Source organism: Clostridia bacterium (genome assembly GCA_034926675.1).
Classification (GTDB): Bacteria; Bacillota; DTU025; order DTU025; family DTU025; genus JAYFQW01.
The window spans coordinates 15271-32156 of sequence record JAYFQW010000070.1; the positions used below are offsets into that span (position 1 = coordinate 15271).

Genomic DNA, 16886 nt, shown 5'->3' on the forward strand with positions numbered 1-16886 from the left:
AACGTGCCTTCTTGGATCCTGCTGACAGGGGACTGGAGCGAGTGCAGTACGGAATCCGTACTGGTCGCATGGCAACCCAGTACGGATTCCGTACTGCACACACAGAACCAGCGCTGTGAAACGCAGAGAGTGAGCTCGAACGCCTAGTATCCTAGTATCCTAGCCGCTCAGTGTCGGCCAAAGCCTGCTTGTTGAAGGCGTCAGCTCCTGGCAAGTGGTTGCTGAGCCAGGCGTGGGGTTTGAGGCCCCGGGCCAACATGCGCTGGATGATCTCCGCCTCAAGCGTCCACATGATGATGGCTGCTGCAATGCCGGAGGTGGGGCAGACCTTCACATCGATGTTCTCAACGCTAAGCGCTGCATCGCCCACGACCCCGCAGTTGTCGAGGACGATGTCGGCCGCCTCGAAGAGCCGCTTGCCCGACGGATGCTCGCCAGCAAGTGATGAGGAGTAGGCAACTGATGTGAGCGCTATCACATGCACCCCTTGCTTGCGCGCCTCAAGGGCCAGTCCGACAGGGAGCGTGTTCTTGCCAGAAACCGATCCTATGATGAGAACGTCACCGGTGTAGATCTCGCTGCGGTCGAGGACGAACTGGGGAAGGCCTGGTATCTCGTCAAGGTATACGGAATGCTTGCTCCTGCCCAGGCGCTTAGGGCCGGGGTTGGTCACTTCCATAGTGATGTTCACAGGCCTGAACATCATGAGGCCGCCCACTCTGCCGAACAGCTCATGCATGAGCATGTGGCCCGTGTCCATAAGATGCACTGCTCCGCCGTTTGCGATCGACTCTGTGATCACGTCGGCAGCGCGTGCGATACTCTCACCCTGAGTATGTCGTATTCTCTCGGCGAGGGCCTCGATCTCATCGAGATACCTGTTTCCCAAACTCAGCATGGATTGCATGTCCTCCCTCACAGCGACTTGATGAGCTGCTTGTACTTGGCCAGATACGCAGCGTTGTGCTCTGCACCCCCTGGTATGTTCGAGCTTGCGAATATGGGAGGGTCGATCCCTCGCTCCATCAGTTTCTCCACTACCCTGACCACTATCGAGTTGATGATCACAACTCCCACTGCTGTTGACACCGGAGCGATCTTCTGGGCGAGTCCGTCGACGGCCACGGCTGCGTCACCGTAGGGCACATGTGTATCGATAACCACATCTGCAAGCTCATACAGGCGCTTGCCGAGGGAATTGCGTATAGGAATGTCCCTAGAACTCGCCACCGATGTGATGGCGATCACGCGAACGTGCATGTCCATGGCTGCGGCTGCCATCTCGACTGGCACAGGGTTTATGCCTGAATTCGAGGAGATGATCATCACATCGCCGGACCTCACCTCTGATTCGGCCAGGATGATCTGGGCAAGCCCTGGCAGCTGTTCCATCCTCGAGCTTTTGGACGCTCCATTGGCAACCATCAGTGCAGGCTCGAGAATCACGTTGACCGGCGCCAGCCCACCAGCCCTATAGAACAGCTCATCGCCTAGCATGTGTGAGTGACCGGCCGCGAAGTAATGCAGCACTCGTCCATCTGCGATGGAGGATGCGATAACGTCGGCCGCCTGCTCCATGCTCTCCCTTTCCGAAGACTGAACCTCGTCCAACAGGCCTTTTACGACATCGAAATATCTGAACATCAGGACTCGCCTCCACATACCTGCCCCGCTCGTCCGGGGCTCCACACACTGTCGGGGTCTGCTCCCATCGACTTCAGAAGCTCGTACCCCCACGTGACGTCTCCAATCCAGCTCTTGATGTGGGCATCGCTTCCCACCGTGAATCTCGCTCCCATGGCAAGCCCGAGCCTTACGATGTCAGGCGATGGGCTCTTCGTTGGGCAGTGGATCTCAACTGCTATGCCCCTGTCGCGCGCTGTGCGGAAAACACGCTCGTACCAATCGCGCACGAAGAAGCGGCTTGCCACTTCTCTTTCCATCTCTCGCCTCTCATCGAACGTAGAGCCTGGCTTGAGCATCGGCTCCATTGGAAGGTAGCCGGCGATATGGCCCATGACGTCAACCTGTGGCCCTTCGACTACCCTTATGACTTCATCCATGTACGCCTGCCAATAGGCATCGTTGAACAGCTCGCCGAGGCGAACGCAGATGGGTTCAGTGATATAGTGGACACTTGCGATGACCAGATCAGGAACGGCCCGCTCCAGCCGGACTGGGATCGGACCTCTCTCCAAGCCAATGAAGACCTGAATCGGCCTGGGGCCCAGGGTGCGTAGGCGAGCCTGCTCGAGTAGGCCGGCCTCATCGTTGAATCCAGCCTGGGCAATTTGGACGCCCCGAGCATCCTTGGCATCCATGGCATCCTTGGCATCCATGGCGCCCTTGGCGCCATGGCCCCGGCTTGCACTCGGGTCCAAATGGTCGGTTATGGCCACGGCCGTCATTCCTGCACTGGCCGCCAACTCCACAGCTTCATCGAAGGATGCCTGCCCATCGGAAGCAGTCGTATGTACGTGCAGGTCCATCATCTGCCACTCGTTCATGCTCATGCATGATCACCTCTGCTTGTTCATTGCCGCCCGGAGCCTACGCCTGAACTTCTGGCAGCAGAACTATGAACGACAGCTTCGATGAGGGGATCTCCAGGGTTGCCCGGGCGTCTCCGTCCAGTGCGATCTCACGATCATCGTGAATGCCGCCTAGCTGCTCCTGGAGTAGCTGCATCTTCATGCCAGGCCGCCAGCAGCCTGGGGCCAGACAGTTGATGCGGACATGCCTGCCTGCAAGCTCCACTGGGTTTGAGATCATCAGTAGCGCTCCGCCGCGTGGCAGTTCCCACCTGCTTGCGGTCATGCGGGTCAGGTCGCGATAGGGCAGGGAGTTCCAGTCGATGCCAGTATCTGATGCATCACCGGAAAGGCTCCAGCATGCTCTGGGCGCCAGGTCGGACCCATCGCCATCGACCAGCTCGATTCCATCGGTGTCGCGGTACACTCCGCTGGAGATGAACGAGGCAGCTTGCTGCCGTAGGCGGAGACCTATCCGGAAATACTCGAGAAGGTGCTGGTTCTCCGCGCCGAACCTGTCGCCGAGTTCGGCCCAGAAGACTGAGCCTAGCACAAAGGCCCTAGCCATGTCCCGGTAGAACCATGCAGATCTCTCCGTATCGTCGTCGATGCGCCTGGGGTTGACCATGTTGATCTGAATGAACTCAGGGAATGTGTACTTGTACATGTTGAAGAACTCGTCGTAGTCAGTGCCGTTCCACGTGAGGTTCGCGTATAGATACTGGCTGTATATGTCGCCGCAGTTCTCGATCATCAGGAACGCCGTAGGGTCGATCTCGGCGAGCCTGTCTCGTATCTCCCTTATCATCCTGAGATAGCCATGGTTGTAGAGGCCGTGGTGGTGCACGCCCTCGATCACGTGGTTGTGCTCACGGTCATAGCATGGGAATGGCTCAGCCGAGCCCAGCTGGTCCAGGTAGATGCCTCTGGCGCCGAAGGCCTTCGACATCCAGCTTGCGGTATCAACCGCCCATTTCCGCCACTGATCGTTTGAGGGGCACAGAACGGCGAATGTGCGGGGCCCGTACGATTCGCGGTATAGATCGCCGGTGTAGTCCTTCAGCGCCCAGTGCTGGCCGAGGCGTTCGAAGAAGTCGGATTCCAGGTCGAAGAGCCTCACGTTTATGTAGAAGCTTGCCTTCCCGCCTTGCTCCTTGATGTAGCGACAGCCCTGCGCGAGCTCCCACGAACTGCCTAGCTCCATATCCGGCACGTACTCCGGGTAGTCGGTGTCGAACCCAGATCTGTTCCATCCGGAGATGAATAGGTGATCCATGCCCTCAGCCGCGGCCTGGTCGTACATGGACGGAATCTCTTCGAACCTGTGGCGAACCACTGAGTCATTCTTGAAATCGTAACGCGGGCACAGAGCCGACTCGCTCAGCAGATCATTCTGGACGTCATGGAGAACGATGTGCTTCCTGATCCAGTTCCGATACTGCATCGCTCCCCAGTGCCAGTCGCCCTCGTGGAGGGCCACAACATATGGCGAGGAGTCCCATGTCGCTTTCGGGCCCACTGGAACGTGCTTTCTGAAGGAGAAGCCACACCATGGCTTCTCGGGGCCACCAGTTTCGCTCCTCACCCCAGTCAGCACGAAAGTAGGGTCGTAAGACGCCATATACAGGCCTCTGGATGCATTGGACTCATTGGTGTACAGATCCATCCAAGTCATCGATGCGAGTCCGCAGTAGTTGATCTCCCTAGAGTAGACCCCATCGGCTTCCACGATAGTGCGTGCACGCCAGAATTCCAGATAACGCCGGCTGGTCAGCTCTTCCACTGGGTTTGCGATCTTCTCGCCAGCATGGTGCGGGAACACAAGAACGCTTTTGCGATGATCGCTTCCCAGGACTATGCCGCGCACGAATGGAAATAGGACCTCCACGACCTGAAGGTCGGTTGTGCGGTTGTCCAAGCTCAGCCGCCAGATGGTGGCGGCTGACGGCTCAGAAGGCTCATCTATCGATTCAATGCTCCAGTTGGCGGCGATTGCGATCTCGTCGCTGCGCCCATCGATAGGACGAAACGCGAGATGTTGCACGCGCAACGAGGATTCAGATGCCTTCAGTGATGACACGGCCGACGGGACGAACTCACGTCGTGCACCGGCGGAATCTAGGCATACGACGCGAATGGGCGCGTACTCGATTGCCTCAGAGTGCTTGATAAGCTCATCACCGTGGACCAGATCAGCCATGCTTCGCAGGGCGCCGCTGGTCTCGTCGATTTCGATACGGAAAAACTTGTTGACAATGGATGGCACTAACGGTCCTCCTCTCCGCAGCACGAAGACGTCCCCAGATGAACGGCGCGCCTGCCGCATACGGTCAATTCAGGTGAACTGGTTACGAACGCCTCATAGACACGTATAGCTTGTATCTGTCACCCCTGTATACGGATGTGGTATACTCCACGGGTCTGTGGATGGAGTCAAACGAAAGACGTTCGACCCGCAGAACCGGAGCGCCCCTCTTGATGCCAAGCATCGGCGCTTCGTGGGCCGTTGCCAGTGATGACTCGAAGCTCTGCTCCGCCCAGGCCAGGTCCACCTGATACTTCTTGCTCAGCAGATCGTAGAGGGATGTGCCGTCCAGTCTGTCGTTGACAAGCCCCGGGCACAGGGCTGAGGACATTCTGAAGATCTCAATGGCTATGGGGTCATCCTCAGCAGTGCGCAAACGCTCAATGCGCACCACTGTGCTGCCCTCCGGCATTTTCAGTTTCTCTGCCACAAGCGCATCTGCCTCCTCCTCCGCGACCGACACCAGATGGCCGCCGGGGATGAGTCCCCGGGATCGCATGTCTTCGGAGAAACTCGTCAGCTGCATAAGCTGCTGGCTGAACTTGCGCTGGGCAACGTGGGTTCCAGTGCGAGGACGCCTGACCAGGAGGCCGTCTTTGACAAGCATCTGGATGGCCTGCCTCACGGTAATCTGGCTCACACCGTATGCCTCACAGAGCTCACGCTCGGTGGGAATTCTGTCGCCTGGCTTGAATTCCGCGCTCTCGATTCGCTGTCTCCAAATACTGTAGATTTGCTGATAGAGGGAAACCGAAGAGTCTCTATCAAGCTGCAAAACTAGCCACCACCTGACAACTGCAACTGGATCGCTCCATTGAACTCATACATGCCAATGCATCTATTCTTTATAATCATTATGATTCCTTCCTCGTGGAGAAGTTTGTTGAAGCTGTTCCTCCGCTGCCAGGTTGCCTGGCTACGTGTCATCTCACACTTCCTGCCGGAATGCACGGCAATTCCACCTCAACACGGGTTCCCTCGCCGAGCACGCTCGAGATGCGGATGAATCCGCGGTGGCGCTCCACTTCGCGGTAGCAAATGGCGAGCCCCAGCCCTGTGCCTTGTCCTGGTTCCTTTGTCGTGAAGAACGGGTCGAACACACGAGGGATGTACTCTTGCGGTATTCCCGACCCAGTATCGGCGACAACGACTCGGACGGTTTGCGCAGGAGCTTTCTCCACTGACACTGAGAGATGGCCTCCATTGGGCATCGCCTGCGCAGCATTGTGGACGATATTGAGGAAGACCTGCCTGAGGCCATCGGGGCTTCCCATCACATCTGGAACAGGAGGCAATCTGATCTCCACTTCTATGTGGCGCCTCTTGAGGAGATCGTCCGCAAGAGAGAGAACTTGCCTGATGATATCCGGGAGACTGGATGGACGCATGGACCAGTCGCCCTTTCTGCCGAATTCCAGGAGGTTCGCAATGATTCGCGTGGCCCGTTCTACGTTGCTCTCGATCGTGGTCAATGCCCTATGCACTTCCGGGTCATCGCTATTGACGCGCGACTTGATGGCGTACTCTGCTGCGAGAATTGTCCCGAGTGGGTTCCGCAGCTCGTGCGCCACTCCCGCAGCCAGCTGGCCCAGGCTTGCCATCTTTTCCGCCTGCTGCAGCCGCTCCTCAGTAGCGAGTTCTTTGGTCATGATCTTGCCATAGCAGAATGCCTGGCTGGGGGCTGACTGAATCAGGCCCTGGTCTGCGTGGTCTTCGCGAATTGGGTACGCCCACACGTGGACCCGCTCATCTCGGAACGTGCGGGTGGCGAATGCAGTATCACCAGCCTCGAATACCCGTGCTGCAGGGCATCCAGTGCATGGCCTATCACTGCCAGCCAACACTCTGTAGCATTTCCTGCCTACCAGATCGCGGCGTCGGCAGTGGAAGAAGGAGGCAGAGAATCTGTTGGCTCGAACTACCTTGAGGTTCCGGTCGACCACAAACATGAAGTCCGACACAGCGTCGAACATCATCTCTAGTTCATGTCGTGACTCCTCCAGCTCGCGCGTACGGGCGCTCACGAGGCTGGCGAGGTGGTCGTTGTAGGAACGCATATCCCGCTCGAGCTCTTTGTAGGTGTGAATATCCTTCGTGACGCCTACGATGGCCGAGACTCTGCCATCGGCGCCACGAATCATCGAGACTGACAGCAGCACAGGTATTGCTGCGCCGTCTTTTGTGATATTGACCGCTTCGCCTGTCCACAGGTCGTCGACATCTCCAGGCGACAGGATCGTCTCCTGTAGGCGACGGATCTCATCTGGGTTGCAGAAGATGTCAATCGTCTTTCCCACCAGCTCGTCCACGCGATACTGGTGCATAGCAGCCTGCGCCTGGTTCACGTAGATGATGCGCAGGTTAGGATCGATTATGGTGATCCCGCCGGCTGCCTTGTCGAGGGCGGTGGCGAGGAAGCTGAGTCTCCCTTCTTGGATTGCCTGCTCAGTGATGTCGCGCAGTGATATGATCACCTGACCGGTTGGGCTCCCGCTTCCGTCGCATATGTGCGTCTGCGTCGCTTCCAGATGAACCGCGCCCACACCTTCGGCCGTGCCTGCGCCGGCCCGGGTGAACTGCACAACAGGCAGGATCTCGGCGGCGGCCAGCTCAGGGCAAAGGTCAGTGAGGAGGGAACCGGCAGGAAGCTGTACGCCTAGCATTGCCTCGGCGCTCGGATTGACATCGACTACCGTGCCGAGCTGATCGAGTACGATCAGTCCGATGCAGTTGATGGCATGCAGTATGGAACCGGATCCGGAAGCCATGAGGTTACCCTCCTTGCAGGGCGCGGACAATTCCCCGGGATTGGGTGGCTCTGGGGACATTATACCAGACGGAAAGAGATGAAGCGGCACATGGGGAATGAGGGAGAGACATTCCCACTGCTGCGTGGCGCGCCCATATGGAAGGTGGCAGCCTGCCAATGGCGAAATCATGAGTCCGGATGCTTGCGTCGCAAGCATCTTGAGGAGGAGCGCAATTAATGTCGCGGCCGCTGGTTCCAGTAACAGGCGAAATGTCTGATCGATGCGTCTTGCAGAGTCAGGATCTTTTCGAAATGAGGGACACGATACAGCAGATTGTTGACGCTGTGGCTGCGGCCATGAGCGTCGATGTCACGGTGGCTGATTCGTCGCTTCTCCGAGTGGCTGGGACTGGCCCGTTTGCGGATTGTCTTAGCGCGAGAGTGCCGCGGGGATCAGCTTTCCAGAAGGCGCTAACATGCGGAGAGACTGTGCTCGTGGATAACCCCAGGGACATCGAGGCGTGCGTATCCTGTGAGGGCCGCGCGGATTGCCGTGAGACTTTCCAGATCTGCACCCCCATAAGACTGGGCGGGTTATGCATCGGAGTCCTCGCGATCGTGGCTTTCACAACAGAGCAGCGAGATCGCCTCATGGAGAGGCAGCCATCATATGTATCATTCCTGGAGAGGATGGCTGAGCTCGTCGCCAGCAAGGCGGCTGAGGCAGCGCTAATACGCAGCATAGAGGCTCGAACCAGCGAACTCGAGGCCGTTATCGACAGCATTCAGCAGGGTGTGGTATGCGTGGACCAGGACTGCCGCATCAGGCACATAAACACGCGCGCATCCAGCATGCTTGAGATTCCTCCCGGAACCCGGCTTATCAACATGGATATGCGGCTCATCTGGCCTTCGGCGCTTCTGTGTTCCTGCATGACACAGGGCAGCAATAAGCTGAATGCGGAAGAGACGTATCGAACTCCAGGCGGGAGGCTGGTGAGATTCCTATCTTCGGTTCAGGTCCTGCGGTACGGCGACCTGATCACCGGTGGAGTATGCACTTTCAGTGATCTGGAGAGCACACATAAGAGCGCCTTTAGGGCCATGGAGAAGGGCACAGACTTCACCTTCAGCGACATCATCGGCGGCAGCAATGCGCTTGCCGATGTGAAGAGGATGGCTGAAGAGGCAGCTAGGTACGATTCGAGCATCCTTCTCATAGGTGAGACTGGGACCGGAAAGGAGCTCTTCGCGAGGGCCATCCACAACGCAAGCCACCGGCGCGAGTCACCATTCGTGGGTGTGAACTGCGCAGCGATACCAGAATCCCTCCTGGAAAGCGAACTGTTCGGTTACGAACCCGGCGCGTTCACCGGGGCCAGCAAGAACGGCAAGCCCGGCAAGTTCGAGCTTGCCGACCACGGTACGCTGTTTCTCGACGAGATAGGGGATATGCCCCTCTTTCTGCAGGCGAAACTGCTCAGGGTGATCCAGAACATGGAGATAACCCGAGTGGGAGGCGTGTACTCAAAGAGAGTCGACGTTAGAATAGTGTCAGCAACCAATCAAGACCTCAACGCATTCATCGCACAGGGCAGGTTCCGGCCTGATCTGTACTATCGGCTCAATGTAGTTCCAATCCGCCTGCCGGCGCTCCGGGAGCGCCGCGAGGACATCTCTGTTCTCACCCAGTACTTCGCTGTGCACTACGCAGGGCTGTTCAACAAGGACGTTCGTGGCCTTACGGATGAGGCGTTGGAGGCCCTGCTTGAGTACTCCTGGCCCGGGAATGTGCGCGAGCTGGAGAATGTGATCGAGTTCGCCGTGAATTTCGCTAAGGGGGACAGGATCACAATCGACGATGTGCGCCCTCGACTGCCCGAGATGCGGGAAAGATGCAGCGCTGGGCTTGATCTCAAGACTGCACTCGATCAGTGCGCTCTGAAGCTCGTTGAAGAGCGGCTTGCGGTGTATGGGAGAGACGCAGCGGGCAAGGAAAGGGCAGCTGGTGAACTCGGCATAAGCCGGGCGACTCTATATCGGATCTTGTCGCAAAGATGAGACTGGCGTCTCAAATGTGATACCGCGTGCCCTCGTTATGGGGCTTAGTGCGAACCGGGGCGGGGTTGCCAGAACGGAAAAACCCGATATGAGCTGGGCGTTGCCCGAGGCAAGCCATGCACGAGTGATGTGTGCCCATGTGGCACGGTTCTTGCGAGAGCTATTGGCAAATGGATCTTGCAAGGACTGATCGCATGAATCTCGAGAAAGTCGTTTCGCTGCTCCAGAGGGAGTTCGTGCCGGCTGTGGGCTGCACCGAGCCGGTTGCCATAGCGCTCACCTGCGCGAATGCCTATCACGCTGTTGGAGGTCGCCTCGTCAGGCTTGAACTCGAACTAAGCTCCAACGTATTCAAGAACGCCAGGGCAGTTGGGATTCCGGGCACGGAAGACACTGGCATTGAGATATCTGCTCTTCTCGGAGTAGTGCTCGACGCTCCCGACGATGGCCTTGAGATCTTCTCTTCCATGACTCCAGCTGCCGCTGCTGCTGCACGCAAGCTTCGGGAGGCCGCCGTCGTCCGCGTGGTGGTGGACTCAGAGCGGCGTGGCCTGTACGTGCGGGCGCGCGTCACAACCGACTGCGGATCTGCTGCCGCAGTCGCCATCGATCGGCACACCTGCATTCGCATTGTGGAGATGAACGGAGAGGCAGTTCCTGAAGGCGAATCCGCCAGTGGGGCGGAAAGCGCCAACGTGCGCCTGAGGAGCATGGGCACATTCGATGAGCTGGTGGAGTGCGTCATGCAGGCGCCAACAGGCGTGTTCGATTTCCTTGTCGACCGCGCCAAGGCCAACCTCGACATGGCCGAGATAGGCCTGGATTCCCATCATGGCTACGGGGAGCGCGTCCTTCCTGCGCCAGGGCCGAACCTGCCAGCCGACTACGCAGCAGCGGCTTGCCTTGCCCGAATGGAAGGCGCACAGCAGCCAGTTTGCACTTGCGCTGGAAGCGGCAATGTGGGAATATCCGCGACCGTTCCACTGCTGGTCGATGGACGCACAATCGGGGCGAGCCGCGATATGATGGCTCGAGGCTTGGCCCTCAGCCTGGCCATCACTGTTTATATCAAGGAACACCTGGGGCTTCTCTCGCCTGTGTGTGGATGCGCGGTGGCGGCCGGGGCTGGCGCCGCAGCTGGAATGGCCTACATGCGGGGAGGCAATGCGCATACCGTGGCTGACTCGGCCTCTAGTGTGCTTGCGACACTCGCTGGCATGCTGTGCGACGGGGGCAAGGCAGGATGCGCGCTGAAGGTCTGGACGAGCGCGAGCACTGCGGGCGAGGCCGCGACGCTGGCCCTATTGGGCAGCACCGTGCCTGCAGGAAACGGGATCGTGGGCAGCTCTGTGGATGAGACCATCCTCGCCCTGGCCGAGGTGGCCAATCAAGGAATGGCGGAACTAGACCGAGTGCTTGTCGACATGATGCGGGCAAAGTACGGCTGCGCGTAGGGCGGCAGTACTACTCATATCTCACAAGGAGGATGAAGCACCAATGAAGCGTAACATCACAAGACTGATCGCCTGTTGTATGCTGATCGCGATGTTGGCGGGAAGCCCGGTATCGGCGGCCATGAGATTCGTGACCATATCCACAGGCCCCGTGGGCGGCGAGTGGTATGTACTCGGGGGCATTCTCTCAGAGCTGCTTAAGGAGCCACTTGCGGGCATCAAGGTGACAGCCACCACCGGCGGGTCGGTTGCGAACCTCAGCACAGTCGCGAGCGGCAAGTCCGACATCGCCACCACCCAGGACCAGTTGCTGTTCGAAGCGCGCAACGGGACTGGTGATTTTGCGGGCCAGGGTTCATATGACAACGTAATGGGCCTCGCCTACCTGGGCGACATCTACATGAGTGTGTTTCTCGTGAGGGAGGACATGCAGATCAACTCCCTAGATGATATCAAGACCAAGAAACTGCCCATCAAGATTCTCACTGCTCCGACAGGGTCGTCGCCATCAAAGGCTGCAGAACGGATGCTTGCCGAGTACGGAGTTACGCCCGAGTCCCTGAAGTCGTGGGGCGGAAGCATAAACTATGTCTCATACTCCGATGCTAGCTCGCTAATAAGCGACGGCCACGCGGACGCATACTGCGGACCGATCATGCCTGCCATAGTGGAGCTTAGTGTGTCGCGGAAGGTGAAGATGCTTCCCGTTAAGCTACAAGTGCTGGATCAGATGACAGGCAAGTACAAGTATGGCCGATCTGTGATCCCCAAGAACGCCTACTACTTCGTCAAGGCTGACACTCCGGTGATGACCGAGTCTCCCATCCTGATCGTTCGGGCTGACCTTCCAGAAGATATCGTGTATACGATAACCAAGGCTATCTGCACTAACCCCGAACGTATTCGGGAGTCTGGGAAGACTTACGCTGGCTTCGCTCCCAGAATCACGGCAAACATCGCTGGCGGACCAATTCACCCTGGGGCACTTCGCTATTACAAGGAGCAGGGCTGGATGAAGTAGTGGAATGGCGCGGGCGCGAGGCTGGGGTGGGGAAGCGGCAAGCGTGAGCCCGCTTTTCCGCCCCGCCGAGTGCGGAGAGGAGGGACCAGATCGTGGATGACAATAGGGCGCTAAAGTACACAGTTATAGCACTGTCGGTTGCATTCGCCGCATTCCACCTATATACTGCAGCTTTCGGATCGTACGCTGCTCATCTTCAGCGCAGTGTGCACCTGGCATTTGCAGTGGTCCTCGGATTCCTGGTTTATCCTGCGTCGAAAGACGGCAAGGTTAGGTGGTACGACATCATCCTCGCGGCCCTTGCCGCGGTCTCTTTTGGGTACATCGCCTTCAAGTACGAGGAGATTGCGCTCAGGCAGAGCCTGGTTACGCCCTTGTCAAGTCTAGATATCGTCATGGGCATACTCGTCATTGTACTTTTGCTGGAGATCACAAGACGATCAGTAGGGCTGGTGCTGAGCATCGTAGCTGTCGTATTCGCAGCGTACGTGCTGGCTGGTCCGTACCTTCCGGACCTCATTGCACACAGAGGATTCTCTCTGGTCGACCTCATCGATTACCAGGTGTTCGGTTTGGATGGCATATACTCCATACCCATGAGCACATCAGCTACGTACATCGTTCTGTTTATCATCCTTGGCACTCTGATGGAGTTCAACAAGACCGGCGATGTCATGATGGATATCGGGAAGGCTCTTGCCGGACGGTACAGAGGCGGCTCGGCAAAGGTCGCATGCGTGTCGTCAGCCCTGTTTGGATCGATATCCGGAAGCGCTGCGGCGAACGTGTACGCCACAGGCACTTTCACGATCCCAATGATGAAGAAGATCGGGTATTCGCCTGCGTTCGCTGGGGCAGTGGAGGCAGTGGCATCCACCGGAGGCCAGTTGATGCCGCCAGTGATGGGAGCATCGGCGTTCCTCATGGCGGAGCTGCTTGGAGTACCGTACATTCAAATCTGCAAGATCGCGCTAATTCCGGCGCTCTTGTACTACAGTGCGCTCTTCTTCGTGCTCGACTTCGAGGCCGCCAAGCTAGGAATAAAAGGTATGGATAAGGACGAGCTTCCCACATGGCGTTGCATACTCCCGAGAGCGTACCTGCTTCTCCCGCTGGTGTTCCTGATTGTGGTGCTGATGAACGGGTTCACACCGTTCCGGGCTGCATTTCTCGGCATCATCGCCACTATCGTGCTTAGCTTCTTCAGTAAGGAGACTCGGTTCACTCTCAGCTCATTTACGCAGGCTCTAGCGGTTTCAGCCAAGCGGACGGTGATGATCGCTGCAGCGTGCGGAGCGGCGGGTATTGTGATAGGAGCGATAACCCTCACAGGATTCGGGCTTTCCCTATCGAGCATCATCATCTCTCTGTCGCGTGGCAGCCAGATACTGGCTCTTCTTCTCGTCATGCTCTCAGCCATTGTGATGGGAATGGGAACTCCGACGACAGTCGCATACATCGTCGTATCAACCATGGCGGTGCCAGTGATGAAGAACCTGGGCTACCCGACCATGGCTTCCCACATGTTCGTGTTCTACTACGCAGTTCTCTCTATGATTACCCCGCCGGTGGCTCTTGCCGCATACGCTGCGGCTGACATTGCAAAGGAAGACTCCATGAAGATCGGGTTCACAGCCATGAAGATAGGGCTCATCACGTTCACAATCCCATTCGCGTTTCTTTTCGACCCTCCGCTGCTGATGCAGGGAGTATGGTGGGAGATTGCCCTGAGGTTTGCTACGACGCTGGTGGGAGCAGTGGCGTTCGCCGGCGCCGCCACCGGATGGTTTGGGAAGAAGCTGGGATGGTTGCACCGGGCGCTATTCTTCGTGGCATTTGGCCTCGTAATAGCTCCAGGATGGACGACGACGATCATTGGACTTGCGCTCACAGCTGCGCTTTGGCTCGTTCAGCACTACTTGAACTTGCGCGGCGTTGGTGAGAGTCCAACTGCATAAGGAGGATATACCAGTGACTAAGTGCAAGGACAAACTAGTAAGGCCCGTGGGTTCGTGGGTCGCGGTGATAACGCCATTCACAGCTGATGACCGCGTTGACATGGAGGGATTCCGCAAGTTAGTCGACTTCCACGTTGGCAACGGAAGTGATGGACTGATCTTCCTAGGCTCCACAGGCGAAGCCACCTCGCTATCCATTGACGAGAAGCGCGAAATAGTGGCCTCCATGGCTCCTTACTGCCAGGGCAAGATACCTGCATTCTTCGGTGTCACGTGCCCCACGACGCGCGACACCGTGAAGCTGGCTGAGTACGCCGAGGACAATGGCGCAGACGGCGTCATGATGGTGGTTCCGCCTTATATCTCGCCTCCGCAGGAAGCAATCTATGAGTACTTTGCTACAGTAGCCAGATCCGTATCAATCGGCGTTGCGCTTTACAACAACCCGAGCAGGGTCATTGTCAACATCGATCCAGAGACGGTTGTGCGTCTGTCTGAGATGCCCAACATCGTGGCCGACAAGGAGGCCATGGGCAACGTCAGTCAGCTCGCTGAGGTGATGAACGGGACCAAGGGCAGGATGAATCTTCTCTGTTGTGATTTTCCCAAGTACTCTATCATCATACCTACCCTGGCATTGGGAGGGCACGGGACTGCGAACGTATCTGGGAATATCATTCCCCGAGAGATGGCAGAGATGTCGCGTCCTTGGAGCTCATGGGATGACATAGGACGCACACGCAGGTTGTTCACTCAGTATACGCCTATCATGAAGGCCTGCTACTCGGTTACGAATCCAGTGTCCGTGAAGGCCGCCATGGAGATACTAGGTCTCCCCGCTGGCAAGCCGCGGCTTCCCCTCCTTCCCATGCATGGAGAGAAGCTCGAGGCTCTGAGGCAGCTTCTTGACGGATTCCAGCTCCGTGAGGAATACGGACTATAGTGCCAATAGGCTGCAACAAGGAGGCGTAGTGATGTCGGAACAGAGATCACTTCACGGCCCAGAGCTGATGGTTCTGAGGCTTAACGCTGGTGAGGATCTATTCTCTGAGCTGAGGTCGTTCGTAATCGACGGAGACTGGAAAGAGGTAGTGATCATGGGCGCCGCGGGCTCCTTCGACAAGGCCGTGGTGTGCTACCCCAAGGGGGCCACCCTGCCTCCGGTAGTAGAGCGGAAAGAGCTAGATGGCGTGTTCGAGATATCATCGCTTTCGGGGAACGCACGTCGTCTTAATGACGGGAGTGTCCATGTCCATATTCACGGCTCGTTCGCGGAGAATGGCGTCAGGGTGTATGGAGGCGCCATTGGAGAAGGCGCCAGGATATTCAAAATGGCGGATCTGTTCCTACTGGGAACGCGATAGCACCGGTCAATTCGGGAGGTCGCACTGTGAAGGCTGAGATCAGGAATGTTGATGGCCTTACGATGATGGGGAGAGCCGACAGCAACCACTGGGTGGTCATGGACGCCAGTGAAGATCACAATGGCGCAGGGGCTGGCGCAACTCCGATGGAGTTTGTCCTGATGGCGCTCGGAGGGTGCCTTGCCATGACAGTCAAGTCACTGCTCAGCAAGAAGAGGCTCGACGTCGGACAGATGACCGTGGAACTCGACGCACAGACCGCGGGTGAGAATCCGCATGTGTTCACAAGCGTGGATGTGCTGCTCCGCTTTCGCGGCGGGCAACTCACTGGCGACGATGTGGCTTGGGCAGTGGATCTTGCACGCAAGAAGTACTGCCCGGTAGACGCCATGATCGAGCGGACTGCCCAGGTGAACTGCTCTTGGGATGTGGAGGTCTAGCAGGGTCAACCAGTGGCCCGCGACGGGCACAACGCACGTAGCTGGACATAAAGGAAAGGGCGGCGCGGTGGCGCCGCCCTTCGCCTTGTTCCTGTGGTTGTTCGGGCGAGCGGTCGCGGGCGGCGGGGCAGGATTCTCATTTTTGAGCGAAAGAGCGGGTGGAGATTCTCATCCGTGAGGATTTTCCGGCGGCTTGCGCTCAAAAATGGGAAACTCCGCCTGGCCCGAGGGCGCGCGCGATCGGGATGCCATTGAGGCGCGACTGAATGCAGCCATGGATCGCCAGCGCAAGGATGCCCGCGGCGGGCACAACGCGCGTAGCTGGGCGTAAAGGAAAGGCGGCACGGCGGCGCCGCCTACCTCGTATGGTCTCGTGGTTGTCCGGGCGAGCGGTCGCGGGCGGCGAGGCAGGATTCTCATTTTTGAGCGAAAGGACAGGTGGAGATTCTCATCCGTGAGGATTTTCCGGCGGTTCGCGCTCAAAAATGGGAAACTCCGCCTCGCCCGAGGGCGCGCGCGATCGGGATGCCATCGAGGCAGGACTGAATGCAGCCATGGATCGCCAGTGCAAGGATGCCCGCGGCGGGCACGACGCGCGTAGCTGGGCGTAAAGGAAAGGGCGGCGCGGTGGCGCCGCCTACCTCGTATGGTCTCGTGGTTGTCCGGGCGAGCGGTCGCGGGCGGCGGGGCAGGATTCTCATTTTTGGGTGAAACGGCGGGTGCAGATTCTCATTCGTGAGGATTTTCCGGCGGTTCGCGCTCAAAAATGGGAAACTCCGCCTCGCCCGAGGGCGCGCGCGATCGGGATGCCATTGAGGCGCGACTGAATGCAGCCATGGATCGCCAGTGCAAGGATGCCTGCGGCGGGCACGACGCGCGTAGCTGGATGTGGAGGATACCCTTCGAGGATCGCGGGAATCAACGACGCAAGGTGCGCATTGGCGGCCGCAAATCGGAGTATGGGGCCCCATCCGGCAGTTAGGGTCACGGATGCGACGGAAAT

The 16886-nt window shown here is 58.1% G+C and carries 13 protein-coding genes; 7 read left to right on the forward strand and 6 right to left on the reverse strand.

What is annotated here, in order from left to right:
- Positions 1 to 151: 151 nt before the first annotated feature.
- The 6 genes from VB144_13840 to VB144_13865 all read right to left on the reverse strand — a co-directional run bounded on the left by VB144_13840 (position 152) and on the right by VB144_13865 (position 7604).
- Positions 152 to 898, reverse strand: a complete 747-nt coding sequence (locus tag VB144_13840; protein MEA4884708.1) for a sugar isomerase domain-containing protein — start codon at positions 896 to 898, stop codon at positions 152 to 154.
- A 17-nt stretch (positions 899 to 915) separates the two neighbouring features.
- A complete protein-coding gene (locus tag VB144_13845) occupies positions 916 to 1644 on the reverse strand; it encodes an SIS domain-containing protein (GenBank protein ID MEA4884709.1) in 729 nt (242 codons plus the stop codon).
- A complete protein-coding gene (locus tag VB144_13850) occupies positions 1644 to 2513 on the reverse strand; it encodes a PHP domain-containing protein (GenBank protein MEA4884710.1) in 870 nt (289 codons plus the stop codon). The genes VB144_13845 and VB144_13850 overlap by 1 nt, the downstream gene beginning before the upstream one ends.
- Before the next feature lie 37 nt (positions 2514 to 2550).
- Complete coding sequence (locus tag VB144_13855) at positions 2551 to 4797, reverse strand: DUF6259 domain-containing protein (protein MEA4884711.1); 2247 nt, start codon at positions 4795 to 4797, stop codon at positions 2551 to 2553.
- 82 nt (positions 4798 to 4879) lie between these two features.
- On the reverse strand, positions 4880 to 5611 hold the full coding sequence (locus VB144_13860) for a GntR family transcriptional regulator (protein ID MEA4884712.1): 732 nt from the start codon (positions 5609 to 5611) through the stop codon (positions 4880 to 4882).
- A 148-nt stretch (positions 5612 to 5759) separates the two neighbouring features.
- Positions 5760 to 7604 (reverse strand): PAS domain S-box protein, encoded by a 1845-nt coding sequence (locus VB144_13865; protein MEA4884713.1) that lies wholly within the window; start codon positions 7602 to 7604, stop codon positions 5760 to 5762.
- 218 nt (positions 7605 to 7822) lie between these two features.
- Here VB144_13865 and VB144_13870 point away from each other — a divergent pair, with 218 nt between their 5' ends.
- The 7 genes from VB144_13870 to VB144_13900 all read left to right on the forward strand — a co-directional run bounded on the left by VB144_13870 (position 7823) and on the right by VB144_13900 (position 15883).
- On the forward strand, positions 7823 to 9646 hold the full coding sequence (locus tag VB144_13870; protein ID MEA4884714.1) for a sigma 54-interacting transcriptional regulator: 1824 nt from the start codon (positions 7823 to 7825) through the stop codon (positions 9644 to 9646).
- 170 nt (positions 9647 to 9816) lie between these two features.
- Positions 9817 to 11100 (forward strand): L-serine ammonia-lyase, iron-sulfur-dependent, subunit alpha, encoded by a 1284-nt coding sequence (locus VB144_13875; protein ID MEA4884715.1) that lies wholly within the window; start codon positions 9817 to 9819, stop codon positions 11098 to 11100.
- A gap of 43 nt (positions 11101 to 11143) precedes the next feature.
- Positions 11144 to 12121, forward strand: a complete 978-nt coding sequence (locus VB144_13880; GenBank protein MEA4884716.1) for a TAXI family TRAP transporter solute-binding subunit — start codon at positions 11144 to 11146, stop codon at positions 12119 to 12121.
- 92 nt (positions 12122 to 12213) lie between these two features.
- The gene (locus VB144_13885) at positions 12214 to 14079 is read left to right on the forward strand and encodes a TRAP transporter fused permease subunit (GenBank protein ID MEA4884717.1); all 1866 of its coding nucleotides are present in this window, start codon (positions 12214 to 12216) and stop codon (positions 14077 to 14079) included.
- A gap of 13 nt (positions 14080 to 14092) precedes the next feature.
- A complete protein-coding gene (gene dapA / locus VB144_13890; protein MEA4884718.1) occupies positions 14093 to 15022 on the forward strand; it encodes a 4-hydroxy-tetrahydrodipicolinate synthase in 930 nt (309 codons plus the stop codon).
- 31 nt (positions 15023 to 15053) lie between these two features.
- A complete protein-coding gene (locus VB144_13895; GenBank protein MEA4884719.1) occupies positions 15054 to 15443 on the forward strand; it encodes a PPC domain-containing DNA-binding protein in 390 nt (129 codons plus the stop codon).
- A 26-nt stretch (positions 15444 to 15469) separates the two neighbouring features.
- On the forward strand, positions 15470 to 15883 hold the full coding sequence (locus tag VB144_13900) for an OsmC family protein (protein MEA4884720.1): 414 nt from the start codon (positions 15470 to 15472) through the stop codon (positions 15881 to 15883).
- The last annotated feature ends 1003 nt before the right edge of the window (positions 15884 to 16886 follow it).

Bases quoted from the DNA above. Each gene is read 5' to 3' on its own strand.
- VB144_13840 (MEA4884708.1), bottom strand. From the start codon at position 898: ATGCTGAGTTTGGGAAACAGGTATCTCGATGAGATCGAGGCCCTCGCC.
- VB144_13845 (MEA4884709.1), bottom strand. From the start codon at position 1,644: ATGTTCAGATATTTCGATGTCGTAAAAGGCCTGTTGGACGAGGTTCAG.
- VB144_13875 (MEA4884715.1), top strand. From the start codon at position 9,817: ATGGATCTTGCAAGGACTGATCGCATGAATCTCGAGAAAGTCGTTTCG.
- VB144_13880 (MEA4884716.1), top strand. From the start codon at position 11,144: ATGAAGCGTAACATCACAAGACTGATCGCCTGTTGTATGCTGATCGCG.
- VB144_13895 (MEA4884719.1), top strand. From the start codon at position 15,054: ATGTCGGAACAGAGATCACTTCACGGCCCAGAGCTGATGGTTCTGAGG.
- VB144_13865 (MEA4884713.1), bottom strand. From the start codon at position 7,604: ATGGCTTCCGGATCCGGTTCCATACTGCATGCCATCAACTGCATCGGA.
- VB144_13850 (MEA4884710.1), bottom strand. From the start codon at position 2,513: ATGAGCATGAACGAGTGGCAGATGATGGACCTGCACGTACATACGACT.
- VB144_13870 (MEA4884714.1), top strand. From the start codon at position 7,823: ATGTCGCGGCCGCTGGTTCCAGTAACAGGCGAAATGTCTGATCGATGC.